Raw genomic sequence first — 21617 nt, forward strand, 5'->3', positions numbered from 1 at the left:
ACCGTACAAGAGTGCGACGCCAATGAAGTTGATTAATATTAAATGTTGGGCTCAAAAAAATTAACAGCGCAATCTCCGCTTATATCTTCTCCATTTCCCTTCCCCGGGAAGGATAGGATGGGCTTCCTACTCATCATCCCCACTTCCTTTTGTAAATCTTTTTATTATTCCTCTGCCGCTTTCTCTTATAAAAGTTACAATTTCATCTCTCTCATCTGTTGCAGGAAATTCCTCTTCAATTAAATTTAATGCCTGCGATGTGTTCATGCCTTTGTTATAAATTATCCGGTAGATATCGAGAATTTGATTGATCCTGTCTAACGAAAAACCACGGCGCTTTAAACCCACAGAATTTACACCGGCATAACTTAATGGCGTTCGGCCTGCTTTAATATAAGGCGGCACATCTTTACTAACCAAACTGCCACCAGCAACAAATGCATGCTGCCCAATTTGTACAAACTGGTGTACAGCACACATGCCTGCCAGAATGGAATTATCACCCATTACCACATGGCCGGCCATTTGTGTATTGTTGCTCATGATGCAATTATTACCCACAATGCAATCGTGTGCTATATGGCTGTACGCCATTATCAGGCAATTATCTCCCACCTTTGTTGTCCACCTGTCTTTACTGCCACGGTTAACCGTAACAAACTCACGTATAGTGGTATTGTTACCAATTTCTACGGTAGTTTGTTCGCCTTCGTATTTTAAATCTTGCGGAATGGCGGCAATAACTGCACCGGGAAAAATGCGGCAGTTTTTTCCAATTCTTGCACCTTCCATAATGGTAACGTTGCTGCCTATCCAGGTACCTTCGCCAATTTCTACATTGGGATGAATAACACTGAAAGGATCAATTTTTACATTGGTAGCAAGCTTTGCACTGGGGTGAATGTATGTGTGGGGGTGAATCATCTTCTTTGGTTAATTGGTTAATTTGTTTATTGGTTTATCAGGTTATTGATTGTTGATTAGTGCAGATAAACGAATTTACTGATTTACAAATTAACCAATCAACTAATAAACTATTCAACTTCTCTTCACCAGCTGCGCTGTTAAATCTGCCTCTGTACACAATTTATTGCCAACATACACGCTGCCTCTCATAATACAAATACCACGGCGTATGGGCTCAATCAATTCCATTTTTAAAATCATTGTATCGCCGGGCACTACTTTTTGTTTGAATTTACAATTATCTATTTTTAAAAAATAAGTATCGTATTGTCCTTCGGGCATGGCGTTAATACAAAGTATGCCGCCGGTCTGTGCCAATGCTTCTATTTGCAACACGCCGGGCATTACCGGGTTGCCGGGAAAATGACCCTGAAAGAAAAATTCGTTAAAGGTTACATTTTTAATACCCACAATTTGCTTATCGCTCAGTTCAATTATTTTATCTACAAATAAAAATGGAAAACGGTGCGGTAAAGTTTTTTCAATTTGCTGCTGCGTATAAACAGGTTGTTGATTGGGATTGTAAATAGGAATATCCTTAGTGTGTTTATTTTTTTTGATGTATTGTTTTATTTTTTTTGCAAACTCCACATTGCTGCTGTGGCCGGGGCGGTTGGCAATTATATGCGCTTTAATAGGATAACCAATTAAAGCAAGGTCGCCGATTACATCTAATAATTTATGCCGTGCAGGTTCGTTTGGAAAACGCAGTTCCAAATTATTTAAATAACCTTCGCTTTTAACTTCTACTTTGGTACGGCCAAATGCTTTTGCAAGGCGGCTCATTTCTTCTTCGGTTACCGGCTTATCAACAACAACAATTGCGTTATTAATATCACCACCTTTTACCAGGTTATTATCTAACAGCATTTCCAGCTCATGCAAAAAACAAAAAGTACGGCAGGGTGCAATTTCTGTTTTAAATTCATTTATTGTTTTAATGCTGGCATGTTGTGTGCCCAGCACAGGGCTGTTAAAATCTATTAGAGTAGTGATGTGATAATGTGTTGCTGGCAGCGCCGTCATATCCACTCTTTTCACATCATCGTAATGAGAAATGTTGGTATCGATAGTGTACCATGCTTTGGCTGCATCCTGTTCTACTACTCCGGTTTCTTCAATTATTTCTACAAAGGGTTCGCTGCTGCCATCAATGATAGGAATTTCGGGGCCGTTAATTTCGATAAGGCAATTATCTACACCCATGCCAACCAATGCTGCTAAAATATGTTCAACTGTACTTACTTTGGTATCACCCTGTTCTAATGTTGTACCTCTTGATGTATCGGTTACCAAATCGCAATCGGCTTTTATTACAGGCATGCCGGGTAAATCTATCCGCTGAAATTGAAAACCAAAACCTGCATTGGCTGGCTTTAGAGTCATATCTACATTTATACCCGTATGCAGGCCTGTGCCGGAAATACTTACCGATGCAGCAAGTGTATGTTGTTTATCTGGATTGAAATTGATATCCATCAGCGTTAAAAATTTGTTGGCAAAGATAGTGAAGAACGGACAACAGACCATAGACTGCTGACCACTGAATACGGGGTGAGTAGTGCGCTATACTGTTGTCCGTTGTCTATCGTCCGTCGTCTATTTAAAACTGAAACTGAAAACTGCCAAAAATTCCAAAACGGGAACTTTTATTATCAGGCAAAGGCCTTGGCAAAACACGCCAAACAAAATCGAGCCGGAGTATTTTAAAAATGTTATCAATGCCGGTACCCACTTCTAAATATGTAGTACCATTTAATGTTTTAAAAGTATTGCTGCTGTTGTTGAGTGCAGTATTTGCAGCACTTAACGAACCCCAAACTGTTTTTGCATTCCAGAACTGGCGCCATTTTAATTTACGTGTAACAGGAATAAAACGGAATAAGCCCGAGCCCACATTATGCTCTACATTAATGCCAGCATATTTATCACTTAAATATTCGAAGCGGTTCATCAGGTTAAAACTTCCGGGGTCATAATAATAAATATCGTTGCCGGGATGATTCTCTAAAAAAGTAAAAGGCAGTGCGCCAGTAATTTTACCTGCATAAACTTTATAATAGAAAGAACCATAAGGAGAAATTTTCATGTAATCTTTTACCGATAAACCAATTTTAGTATAGCTGTAAGCGCTGTTTACAACACCTGAAAAACCTTTTGCCAGCATCAGTTCAGTTACCGGATATTTTGTACCCATCGAATAACGGAAATAATCGCCTTCTATAAATTGTTCCAGATAAGCAAAGCGTAATTTTAATGCCACTTCAAAATTCGTAAGCGGCTCACCTTCTTTTACAGGAAAGGTTGTTTTAAAAGGTAAATTTTTAAGCGGCTCGTATTTACGGTGGCTGATAAACCATTCAGTAGAAAAGCCTTTACCCAGTTCGTTAAAAATTTCAAAACGTGTATCCTGCAGTTGTATAAATTTTCTGGTAATATTTGGCTTGCGTATAGCAAGAGAAAAAATATTATCCTGCCCCACATCACCAATCTGGCTGATGCCATTATCAATATCATTTGAATAAGAAAGATGCAAGCGAAAACGTTTGGGGTCTCTTTTTACAATCCAGTAAGCTTCTGCTTTCCCTTTAAATTTTTTATCGCCAAAACCATACGCTAAATAAGTATGAAAATAAATGTGCTTATTAAAACCGGTAGTAGTGCCTAAATCAAAACGTAGCCTGGTGCCTTCCCAATTGTTGGCGCTTATCCAGTTAAACCATGGCCCAATTTCAAAATTGGTTAATGTTTTATAACCGGTGCCAATAAATTTTAACGTGTTTTGCAGGCGCTGAAATTTAGGCATTGCAAGCAATTTATTAATGGTAGTGTAAATGGCTTTTTCATTTTTAGATAAACTGTCGTGGCGCAATACATTCCATACAGAATCGGTTTGTGCATTACTGCCCGGTGTTGTTTTAGTTATTTCTTCAACAGTTTGCTGTTTAAATAAATTGGTAATAGAATCGCTGTTGATAATAATATTTCGGTAGCTGGTTGTTTTACGGCCAATGAAGGTGAGTGACTGTTTACCCAATACTTTAAAATCGGCAAAAAATTTATCCCGGTTTAAAAAATAAACGCTGTCGTTTACAGGAATAAATTCCTGGAAAACGCTGATGCGGTCGATATAATTTATGTTGGCATCTTTACCCAGGTACAAATTTATTTTTAGTATTTGAAAAGTAATGCCCATAACCCAGGCATCGCCTTCAAAAGTATTTTGCCCTGTGCGTTTGGGTGTAAAAACAAAATGAAATATTTTTTTACCGTTAACCACCTGTGTATCGGGCACAAAAAAATTGTAGTACACATCAGCATTTTCATTAAAAGGGCCAATAAAATCTTTATCCATAACATTAACGTAATTGCCATACACATTTACATTCTGGTTCATTACACCCATCATTTTGCTGATGCTTTCATTTTTAAAACCAATGGTTTTGCTGGCTTTAATATTTTCAAAAAACTTTTTAGTGTTGCGCTGAAAAGCATAGTCGCTTACACTTTCTAAAAGATAGGCGGGTAAAAAAGGTTCTTTTTCGCTGGTGCTGTCAATATTATCAAACACAAAAGAAAAAGGTTTTAAAAGAAAATTCTTTTTAGCTCTTTCCGGTTTAAAATTTTTGATATCTACTTCTAATTTATTATAAGCTTCGTAACCAAAGTTGGGCAGGTTGTATCTGTTGTACTGTTTCTTTTTGCTCATTATCTTTTTCCACAAAAACAAACCTTTATTAAATTTTGTTTTTACAATTACTGCATTGGTAGCGGCGCCACGCTGCAACTTAATAATAATTTTTTTATTATTTACAGTATCGCCGATGGGGATTTTATATAACTCGTAACCCACATAACTTACCACCAGTGTGTCTTTTAAAAAATTACTGATGTAAAAAGAAAAATTACCTGCACTGTCGGATGTTTTACCAATACCCGACCGTGTAAAATAAATGGAAGCATAACTAACAGGCTCTTTGGTATGGGCATCCTGTATAACACCTGAAAAAGTGAGGCTTTGTGCACGAAGCTGCACTGTGAAAAAAATTACTGCAGTAAATAAAACGAAACGTAAAATGCTCAATGTAAAATATTATTGATACTGATTAATAAATTCAGATTAATTGTTTATTATTTTACAACTAACCTTTTTTAATTTATAACGCTGTTGTTATAAATTAAAGATTACATAAGCAGCAAAAGCGTTGGCAGGTAAATAAAAGCTTTACGAAATTATTTTTTTTCTGTTAAAGCAGCTATTTGTTTTTCTAATTCTTTAATTCTTTTTTCCAGCTCGGGCAATTTGCGGCTGGTAGCCTGACTGCGTAAAGCAGCGGTAAACTCGTATGCAGGTGAGCCGGTAACAACTTTACCTGCCCCTAATGATTTGCTTACGCCACTTTGTGCATTAATTTTTGCGCCATCGCCAATGGTAATATGGCCAACCACACCTGCCTGTCCGCCAATCATAACATTATTGCCAATTTTTGTGCTGCCGCTTATGCCACTTTGAGCAGCAATAATGGTGTTGTTACCCACTTCTGCATTGTGCCCAATTTGCAAAAGGTTATCTAATTTTGCGCCAGCTTTAATTAATGTACTTCCCATCGTTGCTCTGTCGATAGTGGTATTAGAACCAATCTCTACACTATCCTCAATAATTACATTACCAATTTGCGGAATTTTTTTAAAGGTACCATCAGCCTGTGGTGCAAAACCAAAACCATCGCCGCCAATAATAGTGCCGGCATGTATCACCACAGTTTTTCCAATAATACAATCATGATAAATTTTTACTCCCGGATGAATCACTGAATTTTCTCCAACTATCACATTATTACCTAAATAAACATTGGGGTAAATTTTTACACCATCTGCAATAATAACTTTTTCGCCCAAATAAGAGAAAGCCCCAATAAAAACACTGTTGCCAATTTTTGCTGTTGCATCTATATAAACAGGCTGCTGAATGCCCGTTAATTGCTGTTGTTGTATTTGCTGGTATTTATCTAACAGTACTGCAAAAGAAGTGTACGCATCCGGCACTTTTATAATTGTTGCTGCCACAGGCTGTTTTAATTCCTGTGTTTCATTTACAATAATGATAGATGCGTTTGTGCTGTACAGGTATTCCTCGTATTTTGGGTTAGATAAAAAAGCTAACTCACCGGCTTGCGCTTCTTCAATTTTACCAAACGAGCCTACAGTAACATCGGCGTTGCCTTCTACTTTGCCGCCAATTATTATTGCTATTTGTTGTGCAGAAAATTGCATATTTTATTATTCAGTCAGTAAGCCAATAGCCATTTACAATTTTAAAATTATTATTTCACCGTAAGTAACAAATGTAATATTTTTTAATCTTACCCTTCATATTTTGATTAATTAATGCATTATCCACTTCGGATATATCTTTAACGCTGCCATCTTTAAACAAAATATAAATGTGCTCATCATCAAAATTATACGTACTGCTTACTGCTTCTCCGGTAAAAACAAGAAAAGCAGCTTCTTCTTTAGATATATTTAATTTGATACCGGCTTCAGTAGTTTTTTCTGCAATTAAATTTTTATCAACCGGCTCCGCATAATATTTTACTTTTAAAAGCTGACGGTTAATAATGCCTTTACACAAGGTTGATAAAACTTTGTCTTCATGCGTACTCCACGCTTTAATTGCAGCAAGCACATCATAATCATCTAATCCGCAAAATTCAGCAATGGTTATTTTACTTTCAGGTTCGTTAATTAATTTGTTCAGCGGCATTGGCGCAACGGCTTCTATTTGCTTGGCCCTTTTTATTATTTGCTGCAGCATTTGCTCGGCACAAAGCACCGTTTTATGCAGGTAAACCTGCCAGTACATAAGGCGGCGGGCCACTAAAAATTTTTCAATTGAATAAATAGCTTTTTCTTCTACCATTAATTCGCCATTGTGTACAGCAAGCATTTTTAAAATACGGTCGTAGCCAATTACACCTTCGTTTACACCGCTAAAAAAACTATCCCTTGTTAAATAGTCCATACGGTCCACATCTAACTGACCGGTAATAAGCTGGTGTAAAAATTTTTTAGGGTGAATGCCGGTAAAAATATCTATTGCTAATTGTAATTGGCCGTTGAATTGTTCATTCAGTTCTTTCATTATCAGTAACGAAATTGCTTCGTGATGCATACCTTCTATCAATACATTTTCAAGCGCATGGCTGAAAGGGCCATGGCCAATATCATGTAAAAGAATGGCGATTTTTGCAGCCTGGTTTTCTTCGCCAGTTATTTCAACGCCTTTGCTTTTTAATTCGCTTAAAGCATTGCTCATTAAATGATAAGCGCCTAATGAATGATGCAACCTGGTATGCACCGCACCGGGATAAACTAAATAAGCCATAGCCATTTGATTAATACGGCGCAGGCGCTGATAATAAGGATGGGCAATAATTTGATAAATAAGTTCATCATCTACTGTGATAAAACCATAAACGGGATCGTTAATTATTTTGCGAAAGGACATATAATAAGTTGACAGATGATAGTTGGCCGTTAACAGCCAGTATATATTTGTTAAAAGATGTACAAAGCTAAATAAAGCACGGCATCATTGATATAAAAAATTAAATTTGTAAAAATTGAAAAGTTGCTCTTTTTTAAAAACTGCTTTATACGCTACGATAAAAGCTCAGTAAAGATATGAAGTTGAAGAGTGCGACGCCAATGAAGATGACTAGCATTAATAAAGCCGGGAACAAAAAAATTACAAACACCAAACCATCAATATGAGCATAGCAAAAATACTTTGGGTAGATGACGAAATTGACAGTCTGAACAGCCAGATAATGTTTTTAGAAAATAAGGGCTACGAAGTGCAAACCAAAACCAATGGCTTTGATGCCATTGAATTTGTAAAAGAAAATATTGTGGATGTAGTGTTGATGGATGAAAGCATGCCCGGACTAACGGGCCTGCAAACACTGCAGCAAATAAAAGAAGTGAACAGTAATTTGCCAGTAGTGTTAATTACAAAAAACGAGGCAGAGAATTTAATGGATGAAGCCATTGGCTCACAAATAAGCGACTATTTAATTAAACCCGTTAACCCCAACCAGGTTTGGCTGAGTTTAAAAAAAATAATTGATAATAAAAGACTGGTGGCAGAAAAAACTACTTCATCTTACCAGCAACAATTTGGAAGTTTGTTTATGGCCCTAAACAATAACCCTGATTATAATGAGTGGATGGAGATTTATAAAAAAATAGTTTTTTGGGAACTGGCTATGAAGAACAGTGACAGTCCTGAAATGCAGGAAGTATTCGACTCACAAAAAAACGAAGCCAATACCGAGTTTTTTAAATTCGTAAGCAGAAATTATGCTTCGTGGGTTGGTCCTAAAAGCACAGGTGCACCAATATTGAGCAATACTTTGATGAAGATGAAAGTGTTTCCGCATTTGGAAAAAGGCACACCTTTATTTTTTGTGCTGATAGATAATTTACGTTTTGATCAATGGAAAACCATACAGCCCATTTTTGCAGAAAGCTTCCGCATACATGAGGAAGAAACTTTTTATTCTATTTTGCCCACGGCTACACAATATGCCCGTAACGCCATTTTTGCCGGGTTGCTACCAATAGATATTGAAAAACAATTTTCGTCGCAGTGGAAAAATGATGATGAAGAAGGAGGGAAAAATATGTTTGAAGAAGATTTTTTTAAAGCACAATTAAAGCGGATGGGCAAAGGCGATTTAAAATATTCGTACACTAAAATTACCAATAACCACGACGGGCAAAAATTAGTTGATAATATTCATAACATGCTGAGCAATGATATTAATATTATCGTGTACAATTTTGTAGATATGCTGAGCCATGCCCGTACCGAAATGGAAGTGCTGAAAGAATTGGCAGGCGACGAAACCAGTTACCGCAGTATTACTGAGAGTTGGTTTACGCATTCGCCTTTGCATGCTGCACTTAAAAGAATTGCGGATAAAAAATTAACATTGATTGTAGCTACAGATCACGGAAGTGTAAGGGTAAAAACGCCGGCAAAAGTAATTGGCGATAAACAAACTACAGCCAACCTGCGGTATAAACATGGCCGCAATTTAAATTACGAAGCAAAAGAAGTATTGGCTTTTCGTGATCCAAGGGAAGCTGGATTGCCGGTACCTAATGTAAACTCCAGTTTTATTTTTGCCAAGGGCGATTTGTTTTTATGTTATCCCAACAATTATAATCACTTTGTAAATTATTATAAAAATACTTTTCAGCATGGCGGTGTAAGTTTGGAGGAAATGATTGTGCCGGTGATACGGATGACGAATAAGTAGAGCCAGAAGCCCCCCTCCGCCCCCTCCGATAAGGATCGGGATAAATTACGGGGGAACTGCGAAGTTTATAAATATTTAAACAGCTTTTTATTTATCAACGATTGTTGAAAAGTAAAACAAGTAGAACTACCTTACTGCTTTACTTTTGTAGTGCTTAAAATTCACGATTCACCATTGACGATTCACGGGAATGAAATACACACAAAACATATTAGATAAAATTGAAAAAATTGCGGAAGAAGCCGGTTATGTAATCCGTTACGAGCGGGGCAATTTTCAAAGCGGTTATTGCATTCTGCAGGCAAAAAAGGTAGTGGTGCTTAATAAATTTTTTCAAACTGAAGGAAGGATAAATACTTTGGTTGACCTAATGCCGCAATTAGAAATAAATTTTGATGCCCTTACTTTGGAAAGCCAGAAGATGTATGAAGAAGTGATGAGTGCTGAGGCCAGTAAGTAATTAGGAATTTGTTTTTCAATTCAGACAGCTTTTAATTTAAATACCGGTTCAAAATATTCGTACAGTTTATCCAGCACCCTAATTCCCAATTACAAATTCCTAATTCCCAAATCGCTATTTTTGCCGGGTGCAAAGCCCCCAATTAAAAATAACATTTCTCGGTACCGGCACCAGCAGCGGTGTGCCAATGGTTGCCTGCCCTTGTGCAGTTTGTACATCCTCCAATACAAAAGATAAAAGATTACGCAGCAGTATTTTGGTTGAAAGCGATACAACAAAAATTGTTGTTGATACTACTCCCGATTTTCGTTACCAGATGCTGAGGGCTGATATAAAAAAATTAGATGCAGTGTTGTTTACCCATCCGCATAAAGATCATATTGCTGGCTTAGATGATATACGGGCTTATAATTTTTTTCAGCAAAAACCAATGGAAGTATATGCTAACTCTTTGACCGAAGAAGCTATAAAAAGAGAATTTGCGTACGCTTTTTCCGATAAAAAATATCCCGGTCTGCCACAATTAAATTTAAACACCATTGATGAAAAACCTTTTTACATTGGCGATATTCCTGTAATTCCTGTACCGGTATGGCACCATAAAATGCCCGTGTTGGGGTTTAGGTTTGGTAAGTTTACCTATGTTACCGATGCCAACAGAATTGAAGAAACAGAAAAAGAAAAAATAAGGGGCAGCGAAGTAATGGTACTAAATGCTCTACGTAAAGAAAAACATATTTCTCATTATACTTTAGATGAAGCCGTTGCCGAAGTGCAGGGCCTGAATATTCCGCAAAGTTATTTTACCCATATCAGCCACCAGTTAGGCAGGCACGAAGATGTAAACGCCGATTTGCCTGAAGGTATTGAATTGGCCTGGGATGGTTTACAACTGCATTTTGATTAATTACCACTTTAGGGTATTGTTTGGGTTAATTACAACCCCTATTTTGTATTTAATTCAGTTGCTTATGTGGAAACAAATAATTTCCTCCTATTTTACTTTCACCAAAAAAGAACGCACCGGCACTATTGTACTGCTGGTATTAATTTTGTTATGTACTGTTTTACCTTTTCTGTACCCTTTTTTTATTACAACAACACCAGCAGATGGCGCTGCTTTTAAAAATGAAATTGAATCGCTTAAAATAAAACAACCCGACAGCACCAACCGGTTTACAAAAAATAATTTTGATGAAGATAATTACCAAAATTATTATCAGCCAGCCGAAAAAAATTACCGCAATAAAAGTTTTAAGGGAGAACTTTTTTATTTTGATCCCAATACTGCAACTGCTGCAGATTGGCAAAGGTTGGGCGTTAGAGAAAAAACTATTGCCACCATTCAAAACTATTTATCAAAAGGCGGTCATTTTTATAAGGCTGAAGATATTGGTAAAATTTGGGGATTGCATCCTGATGAAATAGAACGACTGCTACCTTACATCAACATTGCACAAAAAGAAAATAATTACCCTCAAAAAAATTACGAACAAAAAACCTCTGAAACGAAAATTTTTGATAAACCAAAATACACCATTTCAACTGTTGATGTAAATAGTGGAGATACAACTGCATTTATTGCACTGCCTGGTATTGGCAGCAAACTGGCACAACGCATCATTAATTTCAGGAATAAACTGGGCGGCTTTTATAAAGCAGAACAGGTGGCAGAAACATTTGGTTTGCCAGATTCAACTTTTCAAAAAATAAAATCAAGGTTAAATATCAGCAACGCCTCAATAAAACAATTTAACCTTAACTCCGCCACTGTTGAAGAAATGAAAACCCATCCTTACATTCGCTATAATATCGCCAATGCCATTGTGCAATACAGAACGCAGCATGGTAATTTTGCGACTGTTGCAGATATTAAAAAGATAATGATGGTTACTGACGAAGTGTTTAATAAAGTGGCGCCATATCTTACCATTCAGTAATAATTTTTCATGAATTGTGCTAATTAAATTGAAGTGTACAAATATGAAATACACTTTATTTTTAAAAGTTGCTGTTCCTCTTTAGGGGATAGTGGTAAAATGCCATAAATTTGCTGCTCAAAGATTAGATACATTATGAATTTTCAGCAAAGTGAACTAACACAGCAAGTCGCACAAACTGCCAAAGATTTTGCGGTACAATATATTAAGCCCCACTTAATGGAATGGGACGAAAGCCAGGAATTTCCCCTGCATATTTTTAAAGAAATGGGAAAGCTGGGTTTGATGGGAGTTTTTGTGCCGGAGCAATATGGCGGCAGTGGCATGGGTTATTTTGAATACAATGTGGTAATACAGGAAATAGCAAAAGTTTGTGGATCTATTGGGTTATCATTAGCTGCACATAATTCATTGTGTACCGGCCATATTTTAGCATTTGGTAATGAAGAACAAAAGAAAAAATATCTCCCCAAATTAGCAACAGCAGAATTTTTAGGGGCATGGGGTTTAACAGAAGCCAATACCGGCAGCGATGCAGGCAACATGAAAACTACGGCTGTAAAAGATGGTAACGACTGGATATTAAACGGCACCAAATGCTGGATCACCCACGGAAAAAGTGGTGATGTGGCGGTTGTAGTTTGCCGTACCGGCGAGCCAAGAGCAAAAGATAATTCAACTGCGTTTGTGGTAGAACGTGGTACACCTGGTTTTAGCGCAGGTAAAAAAGAAAATAAGTTAGGGATGAGGGCAAGCGAAACTGCCGAAATGATCTTTGATAATTGCCGCATACCTGATGCAAACCGCCTCGGTAATGCAGGCGCAGGCTTTAAGCAAAGCATGAAAGTTTTAGATGGTGGACGGATTTCTATTGCTGCATTAAGTCTGGGTATTGCAAAAGGAGCTTACGAGGCATCTGTGCAATATTCCAAAGAGCGTTACCAGTTCGATCAGCCTATTGCAAACTTTCAGGGCATAAGTTTTAAACTGGCAGATATGGCTACAGAAATTGCCGCCGCCGAATTATTAATTGATCAGGCCTGCTATTTAAAAAATAATGGCCTGCCTATGACGAAAGAAGCGGCCATGGCAAAATATTATGCCAGCGAAGTGGCCGTAAAAGTTAGTACAGATGCGGTACAAATTTTTGGCGGTTATGGTTACACCAAAGATTTTCCGGTAGAAAAATTTTACAGGGATAGTAAGTTGTGTACAATTGGCGAGGGCACAAGTGAGATACAGAAATTGGTGATAAGCAGGGAGGTGTTGAAGTAAGATTAATAGCCACTCATTTTATTTTTTCAAATTCAATAATTGCCGGCAAAGATCTGCGTAAATAAAATTTACTTATTGTAAATCTTAATTTATCAGCAGCAAGTGTAAAGCTATGTACAGGAAATCCATTGTAAGAGCTTAAAATGTCCCTCATATAAATCTTGTTCATAGTATCATCAAAATAATAATCGTATGAAGTAGAATGATTTATTGGGTAGTTTGGATTTAGAACAGTATCCATATAAGTATTTGAATTAAAGGCAACCATTGAGTAGCCTGAACCCTTGTCAATTAGTTTATTAGTTTCAAAATTTAGCGTATCTAAACGAAGTGTTGTTTCTATCCAAACTCCTTTAAATGAACTCTCCGCCTCATGCTTATTTTTATTACATGAAAAGAAAAATACCAACATTAAAGTAAAACTAATTAGCCGCATATAGTTTTTAAGAGTTGACAATACTAATCGACCTTCCGTTGCTTTAATAAATTTATTTTTTTTACTACATACACATATACCGACTAAACTAAAAAGCCACCCCAATAACGAGATGGCTTTACTATTAGTTTCCAGGGAAATTATTTTTTATCTCCACCAAACATTCCACTCAATTTATCTTTTACATTGTCAAAAACTTCTTCGGCTTTGTGGGCTGCATTTTTTGCAAACTCTTCTACTTTTTCGCCAGCCTGGCCGGGTATTACATCACTAATTTTATCCATCATACTTGGTGCTTCAGCAACTGGTGCGGCTGCGGCAACGCTTTCAGGAGTAGCAGCAAACATATTGTCAACAGCACCACCCAGCATGGGAAATTTTTCTTTTACAAATTCTTTAATGGTTTCAAGGCTTTTAGCAGCCTGCTCCGTAGTAATACCAGCTTTGGCGGTAAGGCGGTTAATTAATTCCTGCATAATTTTCAGTTTTAAATTTTGATATACAAAGATGATGTGTTTTTTAATAAATTGGTTGCACCACAAGTAAAGCTAATGTTAAATAGATCATGGACGATGGACCACAGACCACAGATTATTATGAGGGGTTAGTGGTTATAACAAAAAGGAGTTAGATATTCAGGCTCCAAATCCGTCGTCTATTCTGTATCATATCTGTCCACCCTCTCAATACCCGGCAGCGCCACCAACCGCTCTACTAATTCATCCAGCTCATCTTTATCATGTACAAATATTTTTATGTTACCTCTAAAAATTCCTTCGGCAGCTTCTATAGTCATTGCCGAAATATTAAATTTCATTTCGCCACTGATGAGGTTGGTAATTTTATGAATAACACCCACATCATCTACACCAATAATTTTCAACCCGGTTAAAAAAGATATTTCTTTATTTTTTGCCCATTTTGTTTTTACCACACGGTGACCGTAATTAGATAATAACCTTGTGGCATTGGGGCAATTGGTTCGGTGAATTTTTAATCCTTCGCCGGTGGTTACAAAACCAAATACATCATCGCCTGGTATGGGTTTGCAGCAGTTGGCTAAAGTATATTGAATTTTATCGCTGCTTTCGCCAAAAATAATAAGTTCGGCATCCTTATCTTTTTTAGCATGCAGTTTAGCGTGTGTATCTGCATCATGTTTTTCTTCATGCTCATGTTTTACCGGTTTGGGTAAAAATAACCTGTCGCCGGATGCCGTAAAATCTTTTAATTCTTTAAGGTCAATTTTTTTTATGGCAATTTCATATAATAAATCAAGCGAAGAATTGAGTTTGTAAAACGAAGCCAGCTCTTCCATGTTATGCTGCGTCATCATACCGCCAATGGCTTCCAGTTTTTTTTGCAGAATGTATTTACCATCTTCTGCAACTTTTCTTTTTTCTTCTTTTAAAGTGTCTTTAATTTTTGTTTTGGCTTTGGTGGTTACCACAAGGTTCAGCCATTCTTGATTGGGCTTTTGTTTGGCGCTGGTAATAATTTCTATCTGGTCGCCGCTGCGTAGTTTAGTGCCAATAGGCACCAATTTATGATTCACTTTTGCACCAATGCACCTGCTGCCAACTGCGGTGTGTACACTAAAAGCAAAGTCAAGTGCTGTTGCACCTGTAGGCAACATCCTTATTTCTCCTTTAGGTGTATATACATAAATTTCCTCTGCAAGAAAAGAGGTTTTAAAATCCTGTAAAAAATCCAGGGAGTTAGTATCCTGGTTGCCCAGTGCTTCCCGTATTTGCTGAAACCATTTATCAAAGCGGCTTTCGTCATCTTTACCTTCTTTATATTTCCAGTGTGCAGCCAAACCTTTTTCAGCAATTTCATTCATGCGTTTGGTACGTATCTGCACTTCTACCCATTTACCCTGAGGCCCCATTACGGTGGTGTGCAAGGCTTCGTATCCATTGCTTTTGGGGTTGCTCAGCCAGTCTCTTAAACGTTCAGGGGATGGATTGTATTCATCAGTAATTATGCTGTACACTTTCCAGCATTCTTCTTTTTCTTTTTCAAGAGAAGCGTTTACCAAAATGCGTATGGCAAATAAATCATACACTTCTTCAAAGCTTACGCCTTTCTTTTTTATTTTTGTCCAGATGGAATGTATGCTTTTTGGGCGGCCATAAATTTCAAAATCAAAATCAGCTTTCTCTAATTTTTCTTTTAAAGGCCTTATAAAATCGTTGATGTATTTGGTACGTTCTCTTTTGGTATCGTTTAATTTTTGAGCAATGTAACGGTAAGTATCCGGCTCCATATATTTCATGGCCAGGTCTTCCATTTCGGTTTTAATATTGTATAAACCCATGCGGTGTGCCAGTGGGGCATAAACGTAAACGGTTTCGCTGCTTATCTTTAATTGCTTCTCCCGTTTCATGCTGTCCAGCGTACGCATATTATGCAGGCGGTCGGAAAGCTTTAATAAAATTACTCTTGGGTCATCGGTAAGCGTTAGTAAGATCTTTTTAAAATTTTCAGCCTGCTGGGTGGTGTTGGTGTCCATCACCGTGCTTATTTTGGTGAGGCCGTCTACAATTTTTGCAATCTCGTTTCCAAATTCTCTTTTAATATCGTCAAGGGTAATGTCAGTATCTTCCACTGTGTCGTGCAGTAATGCACAAATAGTGCTGCGTACGCCCAGGCCTATTTCTTCTACACAAATTTTAGCCACAGCCAGCGGATGTAAAATATAAGGCTCGCCGCTTTTGCGCCGCATGGTTTTATGTGCCTCTACCGACATTTCAAAAGCCGTACGAACCAGCTCCTTATCGCCGGATTTTAATTTAGGTTTTAAAACACGGAGCAGGCCACGGTACTGCCGCAGAATCTCTTTTTTTTCTTCTTCTTCAGTGAGGTTGTATTTCGGTATGTCTGTTATAGTTTCCATCTGTTAGAACGAATTTACGGAAAACAATTCTGTTTCTATTTTTTACAGAAATCCCTTACTTTTGCACCCCTTAACCGGATGTGGCGAAATTGGCAGACGCACCAGACTTAGGATCTGGCGGAGCAATCCATGTAGGTTCGACCCCTATCATCCGGACTTTTTCAAGTTAATTGGTTAATTAGTTAATTGGTATTCAAGCGTGAATGCTACAACTAATTAACCAATAAACAATTTAACTAATTAACATTAAGAAATGGCTACAGTAGTAAGAGAAAACATTGGTTTATTGCACGATAAACTAATTGTAAAAGTTAGTAAGGATGATTATTTTCCTTCTTTTGATAAAAAATTAAAGGAGTACAGCAAAAACGCAAATATCCCCGGTTTTAGAAAAGGAATGGTACCAGCAGGCATGATTAAAAAAATGTACGGCGGTTCTATTTTTACCGATGAGGTTATTAAAACTGTAGAAAAAGAATTATATAATTACCTGAATGCCGAAAAGCCAGAAATTTTCGCTCAGCCTTTGCCATTAACCAACGATGTAGCTAAAATGGATATTAATAATCCGGCTGATTATGAATTTGGTTTTGAAATGGGATTGAAGCCTGATTATTCTTTGGCTGAAATCAGCAAAGCAAAAATTACCCTGCATAAAGTAAAAGCTACCGATGCAATGGTGGAGGAAGAAATAAACCGGATGCAAATTAAAGGCGGTAAAATGACAGAGCCTGAAACGGTAAATAACGAAGAAAATGTTTTAAACATTTTATTTAAGGAAAGCGATAAAGAGGGTAATGCTGTAGAAGGGGTAACAAAAGAAAATTCGGTAATACTTAAATATTTAACTGCCGCTACGCAGAAAAAATTTATGGGTAAAAAAGTTGGCGAAGTTGTAACCGTACAATTAAGCAAAGCTTTTGACGAAGATAAACTGGCAATGATAGTGCAGGATTTGGGTTTTGAAAAAGATGATGCCGCCGCCGCAAAAAAATATTTTAATCTTGAAATTGTAAAGATTGGTTTAGTTGAAAAAAGAGAATTGAACGAAGATTTTTTTAAAGAAATTTATCCTGCAAAAGATATTAAAAACGAAGATGAATTAAAGGTTGCTATTAAAGAAGAAATACAACAATATTGGGATGCACAAAGCCGTAATCAAATGCAAGATCAATTGTATCATTATTTAATTGATGAAACAAAAATGGAATTTCCTGCAGATTTTTTAAAGCGCTGGTTGCAAACCGGAGGCGAAAAACCTAAAACTGCAGAAGAAGCTGAAGCCGAATTCCCTGGTTTTATCAACCAGTTAAAATGGACTTTAATAAGCGATAAATTAATACAGGAAAATAAACTGCAGGTTACCAACGAAGAATTAAGGGATAGTATGAAGGCGGAAATAATGAAATACTTTGGTGCCATGAGTATGGGTGATGATACCAGCTGGATCGAGAGCTATATCGACCGAATGATGAAAGATGAAAAGCAGGTGGATAGCAGCTATCGCCGTTTAATTACAGATAAATTATTTAGCTGGATAGAAACCCAGGCAAAGTCAAAAGAAAAAGAAGTAACTGGCGAGGAATTAAATGGCATGATGCATAATCATCATCACTAATAAGATAAGGTTGTTAAAATAAATTAACGTGTTTAAATATTTATCCCGGTTACAATGGTAATCGGGATTTTTATTACTGTAATTCCAGCCCGTACATTTATTAAAAAAATTTAATTTAAGCTGGAGTTAATAAAAGTATAGATTGTTTACAGAGTTTGGCATGGTATTGTTATAATGGTGTTGAAGGCAGGCTGAAAAATTAAATGAAACCTGCCCAATAGTAAAGGGTGATAGCATATAAAGAGGAGAATTTTACCCAAATCGTGTATTTAAATACAATTTTAAAATAAAACCCACCATCAGTTTTAAAAATTAGCTGAAGGGAATACTAAAAACTAAAACAAATTTTATGAAAAAGATCATTTTAATTGCTACCGTAGTAACTGTATTTGTTGCTTGTAAAAGCAAATCTACTTTAGATGCCAATAAAAACATGGTGCTGGTAGATACAACTGGCTTGTCGCTAAGTAATGGCTCTACAGATGTTTCAAAAAACAATGCAAACGTTAACACAAATAATAATGCAGGTGTAACCCCGGCAAGAAGAAGAACAAATAGCGGTACTAATGCAGGTTCTTCTAACAACGGTAATTCAAATACTTCAAACCAGGGCACAAGCACAGTTCCAGCCAAGGAAAAAGGCTGGAGTGATGCAGCAAAAGGTACAGCAATAGGTGCAGGTTCTGGTGCAGTATTGGGAGCGATCTTAAGCAAAAATAAAGCTAAAGGTGCGGTGATTGGTGGTGTTATAGGAGGTGCTGGTGGATATGCAATTGGCAGATCTAAAGATAGAAAAAGTGGCCGTGTTGCAAGACAAAAAGCAAGAAAGGCAGCTACTAATTAAGTAGTGCTGTACAAATAAAATTAAATGCCTCCGGATTTTCGGGGGCATTTTTATTAGATGAAACAGCAATAAAATTTTATACCCACTTTATGGTATTGACAAAAGTTTATGGAAGTTGTATTTTACTAATAATAAATTACAACTGTTATGGATGCAAAAGATATGCTGGGCATTATAGCTGCCTTGATACCTGTATTGGCAACAGGTTTATTTGGTTACTGGCAATTTCTTAACCAGCGGAGATCAATTCAATACAGCGAGAATATAAAGAGCCTTTACTCAGCCTCAAAAGAAGAAGTACTGGCATCTATTGCCAACCTGGTTACGTTTAAAAAGTCGCCACAAATGCGCCGCATTACTCAGGACGTATTAATAAACAGGTTATATACCGAACTGGATTATAATGTTTGCAATGCAATTGGAAGCCAGTTGGTAAGTATGATTGAAAGAAATAATCCGGCAGAATTGAATTATATTATTCAGAGATTGATTGAAATAAACTACAATTATTTTTTGCAAACATATGGCATTGGTCAACGGGCTGCCGATTTAAAAGACATATTAGGTAAAGTAGAAAAAGATTATGCAGAGCAAATAAAACATAAAGACGATGAAACAAAAGTGATCGGGCTTGCGGTTGATATTAAAAAAAGGGTTACTGAAAAATGGAATGAATACAATACAGTTAAAGATTTGAATGATTACCGCCTGATGTGGCACAAACAGGTAATTGCAGATACTATTGGAATGATATTAAGCAGTGCCACCAGCAGGCAGTTTAATAATATTAGTGTAAATTTTGTTGCCAACGATTTTAATTACTGCACTTTTAGAAATATAGCTATCCACAACTGCTCTGTAAAAAAATCTGCATTTAGCCAGGCATTGCTGCAGCAGGTAAAACTGGATAATGTGTATATTAATGATGCCATTTTTAGCAGTAGCATTTACGAGGATATGGAGTTGAGTAACGGCAAAATTATTAAAACCACTTTTCACGGATCAAGTTTTAGAAACGTAAAATTTTGCAACATACAAATGGATGATGTTTGTTTTTTAGGTTGCAGTTTTATCGATTGCACTTTCGATAATAAGGTAACGGGCATTAACCCTGTTAGTATGTATCAATGCGAATTTTCAGGCATTCCGCCTGTATTTATAAATGCTGTTACCAGTTTAACTAACAGCGACTTTGCAAGTTATTTAGAAACTACAAAAATATCAGGCTCCCGTTTAAGCAGTATTAAAGAGCATTACGAAAAGTGGTTTAATAAACCTTCAGAACCGGCAGCAGCACCCCTACCAATTATTAAAGAAAAAATAAAAAATCAATGATTTAAAAGCAACAACTATAATATCTACCCTGTTTTTCGTTTAACAAATTCTTAGCACTGCAATTATAAGATAAATTTTATTCCCTCCGTTGTGTGGTTGTTCCCTCCCCATTCATAATTTTAAAACAAACCAGCCATGCTAACTCAACGGGTTTATCTTTCGTTTGTGCTTTGCACTTTTATATTATTTTCCTGTAACAATAAAAAAGTAAAAAACACTGCCGGGGCAGTGGCAGCAACAATTTCAGACACTGTACTAGTGCAGCCCGATGCAGTCATTGATCTTTCTGGGTACAGCAAAGCTTTTACAGAAAATGTTACACAAACATTTACAGCACCGCCACATAAAATTTCTGTTTTAACTGCTAAGAAAGGGCTAAGGGTAACAGTTAACCCGGCGGCATTGCAAAAAGAAGACGGCAATGCTGTTGATGGAAAAATAAATGTTAGCATAATTGAATTAACCACCAGCGAAGATTTATTTAAGAGCAATGCCGCAACTGTAAGTAATGGGAGATTACTTGCTTCGGGAGGAAGTTATTTTATTGGTATGGAATGTAACGGACAAAAATTAAAAATTAAAGAAGGTAAAATTTTAAATATGGAATTTCCAAAATTAAAAAATAATGAGATGGAGTTATTTTATGGCAACAGAAATAATGAAGGAAGTATGAACTGGCTAAAAGCAGAACAACCGCTTGTATTTAATACTGCTCAAAATTTTGCTGATTATAATCCGCCTTATCCAGACACTGCAGCCTGGAAGCCTTATTACAGTAAATACCATTTGTACGATTCGCTAAACAGTAAGGTGATTTTTAACGGTAAGCAGATAACAGTAAAAGAGATGGTGGACATTTTACAAAAAAAAGGTATCGATAAAAATATTGATTCGCTTTATATTGATTGGAGAGATACGTATTACAAAGGTTGTTTTTTAGGCGAACATCGTTACAGAACAATTAGTTGGAAAAAATACAGGGTTATTTCGTGTGAAGATTTAGAAGCAGAAAAAGATTCGCTTGCAAAGGAGAGAATAATAAAAATTCAGCATGATATTGCTAATAAAAAATATGATGAGGCGTGGGAAAAAGCAAATGAAGAAAATTCACTTACTGGCCGGTTGCAAAAATATTACTCACCTTCTTCGGTTACTAAATTAGGATGGATAAACTGCGACAGATTTTATGACAACCAAAAAAATACAGAAGTGCCTCTTGAACTGCCCATTACATTTAATGCTCCCGTTATTGAATACTTTATTATCTACAAATCTTTTAATGGGATGATGAGTGGAAAATTGGGGAAAGAAAAAACGCAACAGTACATCTTGTCAAAATTACCCGAAGGCGAATCAATTACTTTAATTGCATTCACAAAAAACAACGGGCAGCTTTTTCACTGCAAAGAAGAATTTATAATTCAAAAAAATAAACCTGTAAAGCTTGACTTTAAAAATATCTCTGCAGAAGAAATGAATATAATATTTGGTAAGAATGTGAGGATATAATTTCC

The 21617-nt window shown here is 36.6% G+C and carries 17 protein-coding genes and 1 tRNA gene; 10 read left to right on the top strand and 8 right to left on the bottom strand.

Annotated features, from left to right (window positions below):
- Nucleotides 1-126: 126 nt before the first annotated feature.
- The 5 genes from lpxA to ACY651_RS01425 all read right to left on the bottom strand — a co-directional run bounded on the left by lpxA (nucleotide 127) and on the right by ACY651_RS01425 (nucleotide 7477).
- Nucleotides 127-924, bottom strand: a complete 798-nt coding sequence (lpxA, locus tag ACY651_RS01405) for an acyl-ACP--UDP-N-acetylglucosamine O-acyltransferase (protein ID WP_462248955.1) — start codon at nucleotides 922-924, stop codon at nucleotides 127-129.
- A 114-nt stretch (nucleotides 925-1038) separates the two neighbouring features.
- Nucleotides 1039-2445: a bifunctional UDP-3-O-[3-hydroxymyristoyl] N-acetylglucosamine deacetylase/3-hydroxyacyl-ACP dehydratase gene (locus ACY651_RS01410; RefSeq protein ID WP_462248957.1), complete on the bottom strand. Its 1407-nt coding sequence runs from the start codon at nucleotides 2443-2445 to the stop codon at nucleotides 1039-1041.
- A gap of 124 nt (nucleotides 2446-2569) precedes the next feature.
- Nucleotides 2570-5002 (bottom strand): DUF5686 family protein, encoded by a 2433-nt coding sequence (locus ACY651_RS01415; RefSeq protein WP_462248959.1) that lies wholly within the window; start codon nucleotides 5000-5002, stop codon nucleotides 2570-2572.
- A 197-nt stretch (nucleotides 5003-5199) separates the two neighbouring features.
- Nucleotides 5200-6240, bottom strand: a complete 1041-nt coding sequence (gene lpxD, locus ACY651_RS01420; protein WP_462248961.1) for a UDP-3-O-(3-hydroxymyristoyl)glucosamine N-acyltransferase — start codon at nucleotides 6238-6240, stop codon at nucleotides 5200-5202.
- Nucleotides 6241-6295: 55 nt separating this feature from the next.
- On the bottom strand, nucleotides 6296-7477 hold the full coding sequence (locus ACY651_RS01425) for an HD domain-containing protein (RefSeq protein WP_462248963.1): 1182 nt from the start codon (nucleotides 7475-7477) through the stop codon (nucleotides 6296-6298).
- Nucleotides 7478-7739: 262 nt separating this feature from the next.
- Here ACY651_RS01425 and porX point away from each other — a divergent pair, with 262 nt between their 5' ends.
- From porX to ACY651_RS01450, 5 genes are all read left to right on the top strand, one after another.
- Nucleotides 7740-9296, top strand: coding sequence for a T9SS response regulator signal transducer PorX (gene porX, locus ACY651_RS01430; RefSeq protein ID WP_462248965.1), 1557 nt, complete (start codon nucleotides 7740-7742; stop codon nucleotides 9294-9296).
- Nucleotides 9297-9486: 190 nt separating this feature from the next.
- On the top strand, nucleotides 9487-9756 hold the full coding sequence (locus ACY651_RS01435; RefSeq protein WP_462219848.1) for a hypothetical protein: 270 nt from the start codon (nucleotides 9487-9489) through the stop codon (nucleotides 9754-9756).
- Between the two features lie 127 nt (nucleotides 9757-9883).
- On the top strand, nucleotides 9884-10663 hold the full coding sequence (locus ACY651_RS01440) for an MBL fold metallo-hydrolase (RefSeq protein ID WP_462248967.1): 780 nt from the start codon (nucleotides 9884-9886) through the stop codon (nucleotides 10661-10663).
- Nucleotides 10664-10727: 64 nt separating this feature from the next.
- Entirely contained in the window at nucleotides 10728-11696 is a 969-nt protein-coding gene (locus tag ACY651_RS01445) for a ComEA family DNA-binding protein (protein ID WP_462248969.1), read from the top strand.
- Between the two features lie 135 nt (nucleotides 11697-11831).
- Entirely contained in the window at nucleotides 11832-12971 is a 1140-nt protein-coding gene (locus ACY651_RS01450; protein WP_462248971.1) for an acyl-CoA dehydrogenase family protein, read from the top strand.
- A gap of 13 nt (nucleotides 12972-12984) precedes the next feature.
- On the opposite strand, the gene ACY651_RS01455 is transcribed toward ACY651_RS01450, so the two are convergent.
- From ACY651_RS01455 to ACY651_RS01465, 3 genes are all read right to left on the bottom strand, one after another.
- Nucleotides 12985-13407 (bottom strand): hypothetical protein, encoded by a 423-nt coding sequence (locus ACY651_RS01455; RefSeq protein WP_462248973.1) that lies wholly within the window; start codon nucleotides 13405-13407, stop codon nucleotides 12985-12987.
- Between the two features lie 140 nt (nucleotides 13408-13547).
- On the bottom strand, nucleotides 13548-13883 hold the full coding sequence (locus tag ACY651_RS01460; RefSeq protein WP_462248975.1) for a hypothetical protein: 336 nt from the start codon (nucleotides 13881-13883) through the stop codon (nucleotides 13548-13550).
- Between the two features lie 179 nt (nucleotides 13884-14062).
- Nucleotides 14063-16306, bottom strand: coding sequence for a RelA/SpoT family protein (locus ACY651_RS01465; RefSeq protein ID WP_462248977.1), 2244 nt, complete (start codon nucleotides 16304-16306; stop codon nucleotides 14063-14065).
- Between the two features lie 74 nt (nucleotides 16307-16380).
- On the opposite strand from ACY651_RS01465, the gene ACY651_RS01470 reads away from it, so the two are divergent.
- The 5 genes from ACY651_RS01470 (at nucleotide 16381) to ACY651_RS01490 (ending at nucleotide 21612) form a co-directional block, all read left to right on the top strand.
- Nucleotides 16381-16462 (top strand) — tRNA-Leu (locus ACY651_RS01470).
- Between the two features lie 97 nt (nucleotides 16463-16559).
- Nucleotides 16560-17924 (top strand): trigger factor, encoded by a 1365-nt coding sequence (tig, locus tag ACY651_RS01475; protein ID WP_462248979.1) that lies wholly within the window; start codon nucleotides 16560-16562, stop codon nucleotides 17922-17924.
- 349 nt (nucleotides 17925-18273) lie between these two features.
- On the top strand, nucleotides 18274-18768 hold the full coding sequence (locus tag ACY651_RS01480; protein ID WP_462248981.1) for a YMGG-like glycine zipper-containing protein: 495 nt from the start codon (nucleotides 18274-18276) through the stop codon (nucleotides 18766-18768).
- A 147-nt stretch (nucleotides 18769-18915) separates the two neighbouring features.
- A complete protein-coding gene (locus ACY651_RS01485) occupies nucleotides 18916-20103 on the top strand; it encodes a pentapeptide repeat-containing protein (protein WP_462248983.1) in 1188 nt (395 codons plus the stop codon).
- A 135-nt stretch (nucleotides 20104-20238) separates the two neighbouring features.
- The gene (locus ACY651_RS01490; RefSeq protein WP_462248984.1) at nucleotides 20239-21612 is read left to right on the top strand and encodes a hypothetical protein; all 1374 of its coding nucleotides are present in this window, start codon (nucleotides 20239-20241) and stop codon (nucleotides 21610-21612) included.
- Nucleotides 21613-21617: the final 5 nt, after the last annotated feature.

The sequence above is a fragment of the Ferruginibacter sp. genome (assembly GCF_031391665.1).
In the GTDB taxonomy this organism is placed as follows: domain Bacteria; phylum Bacteroidota; class Bacteroidia; order Chitinophagales; family Chitinophagaceae; genus Ferruginibacter.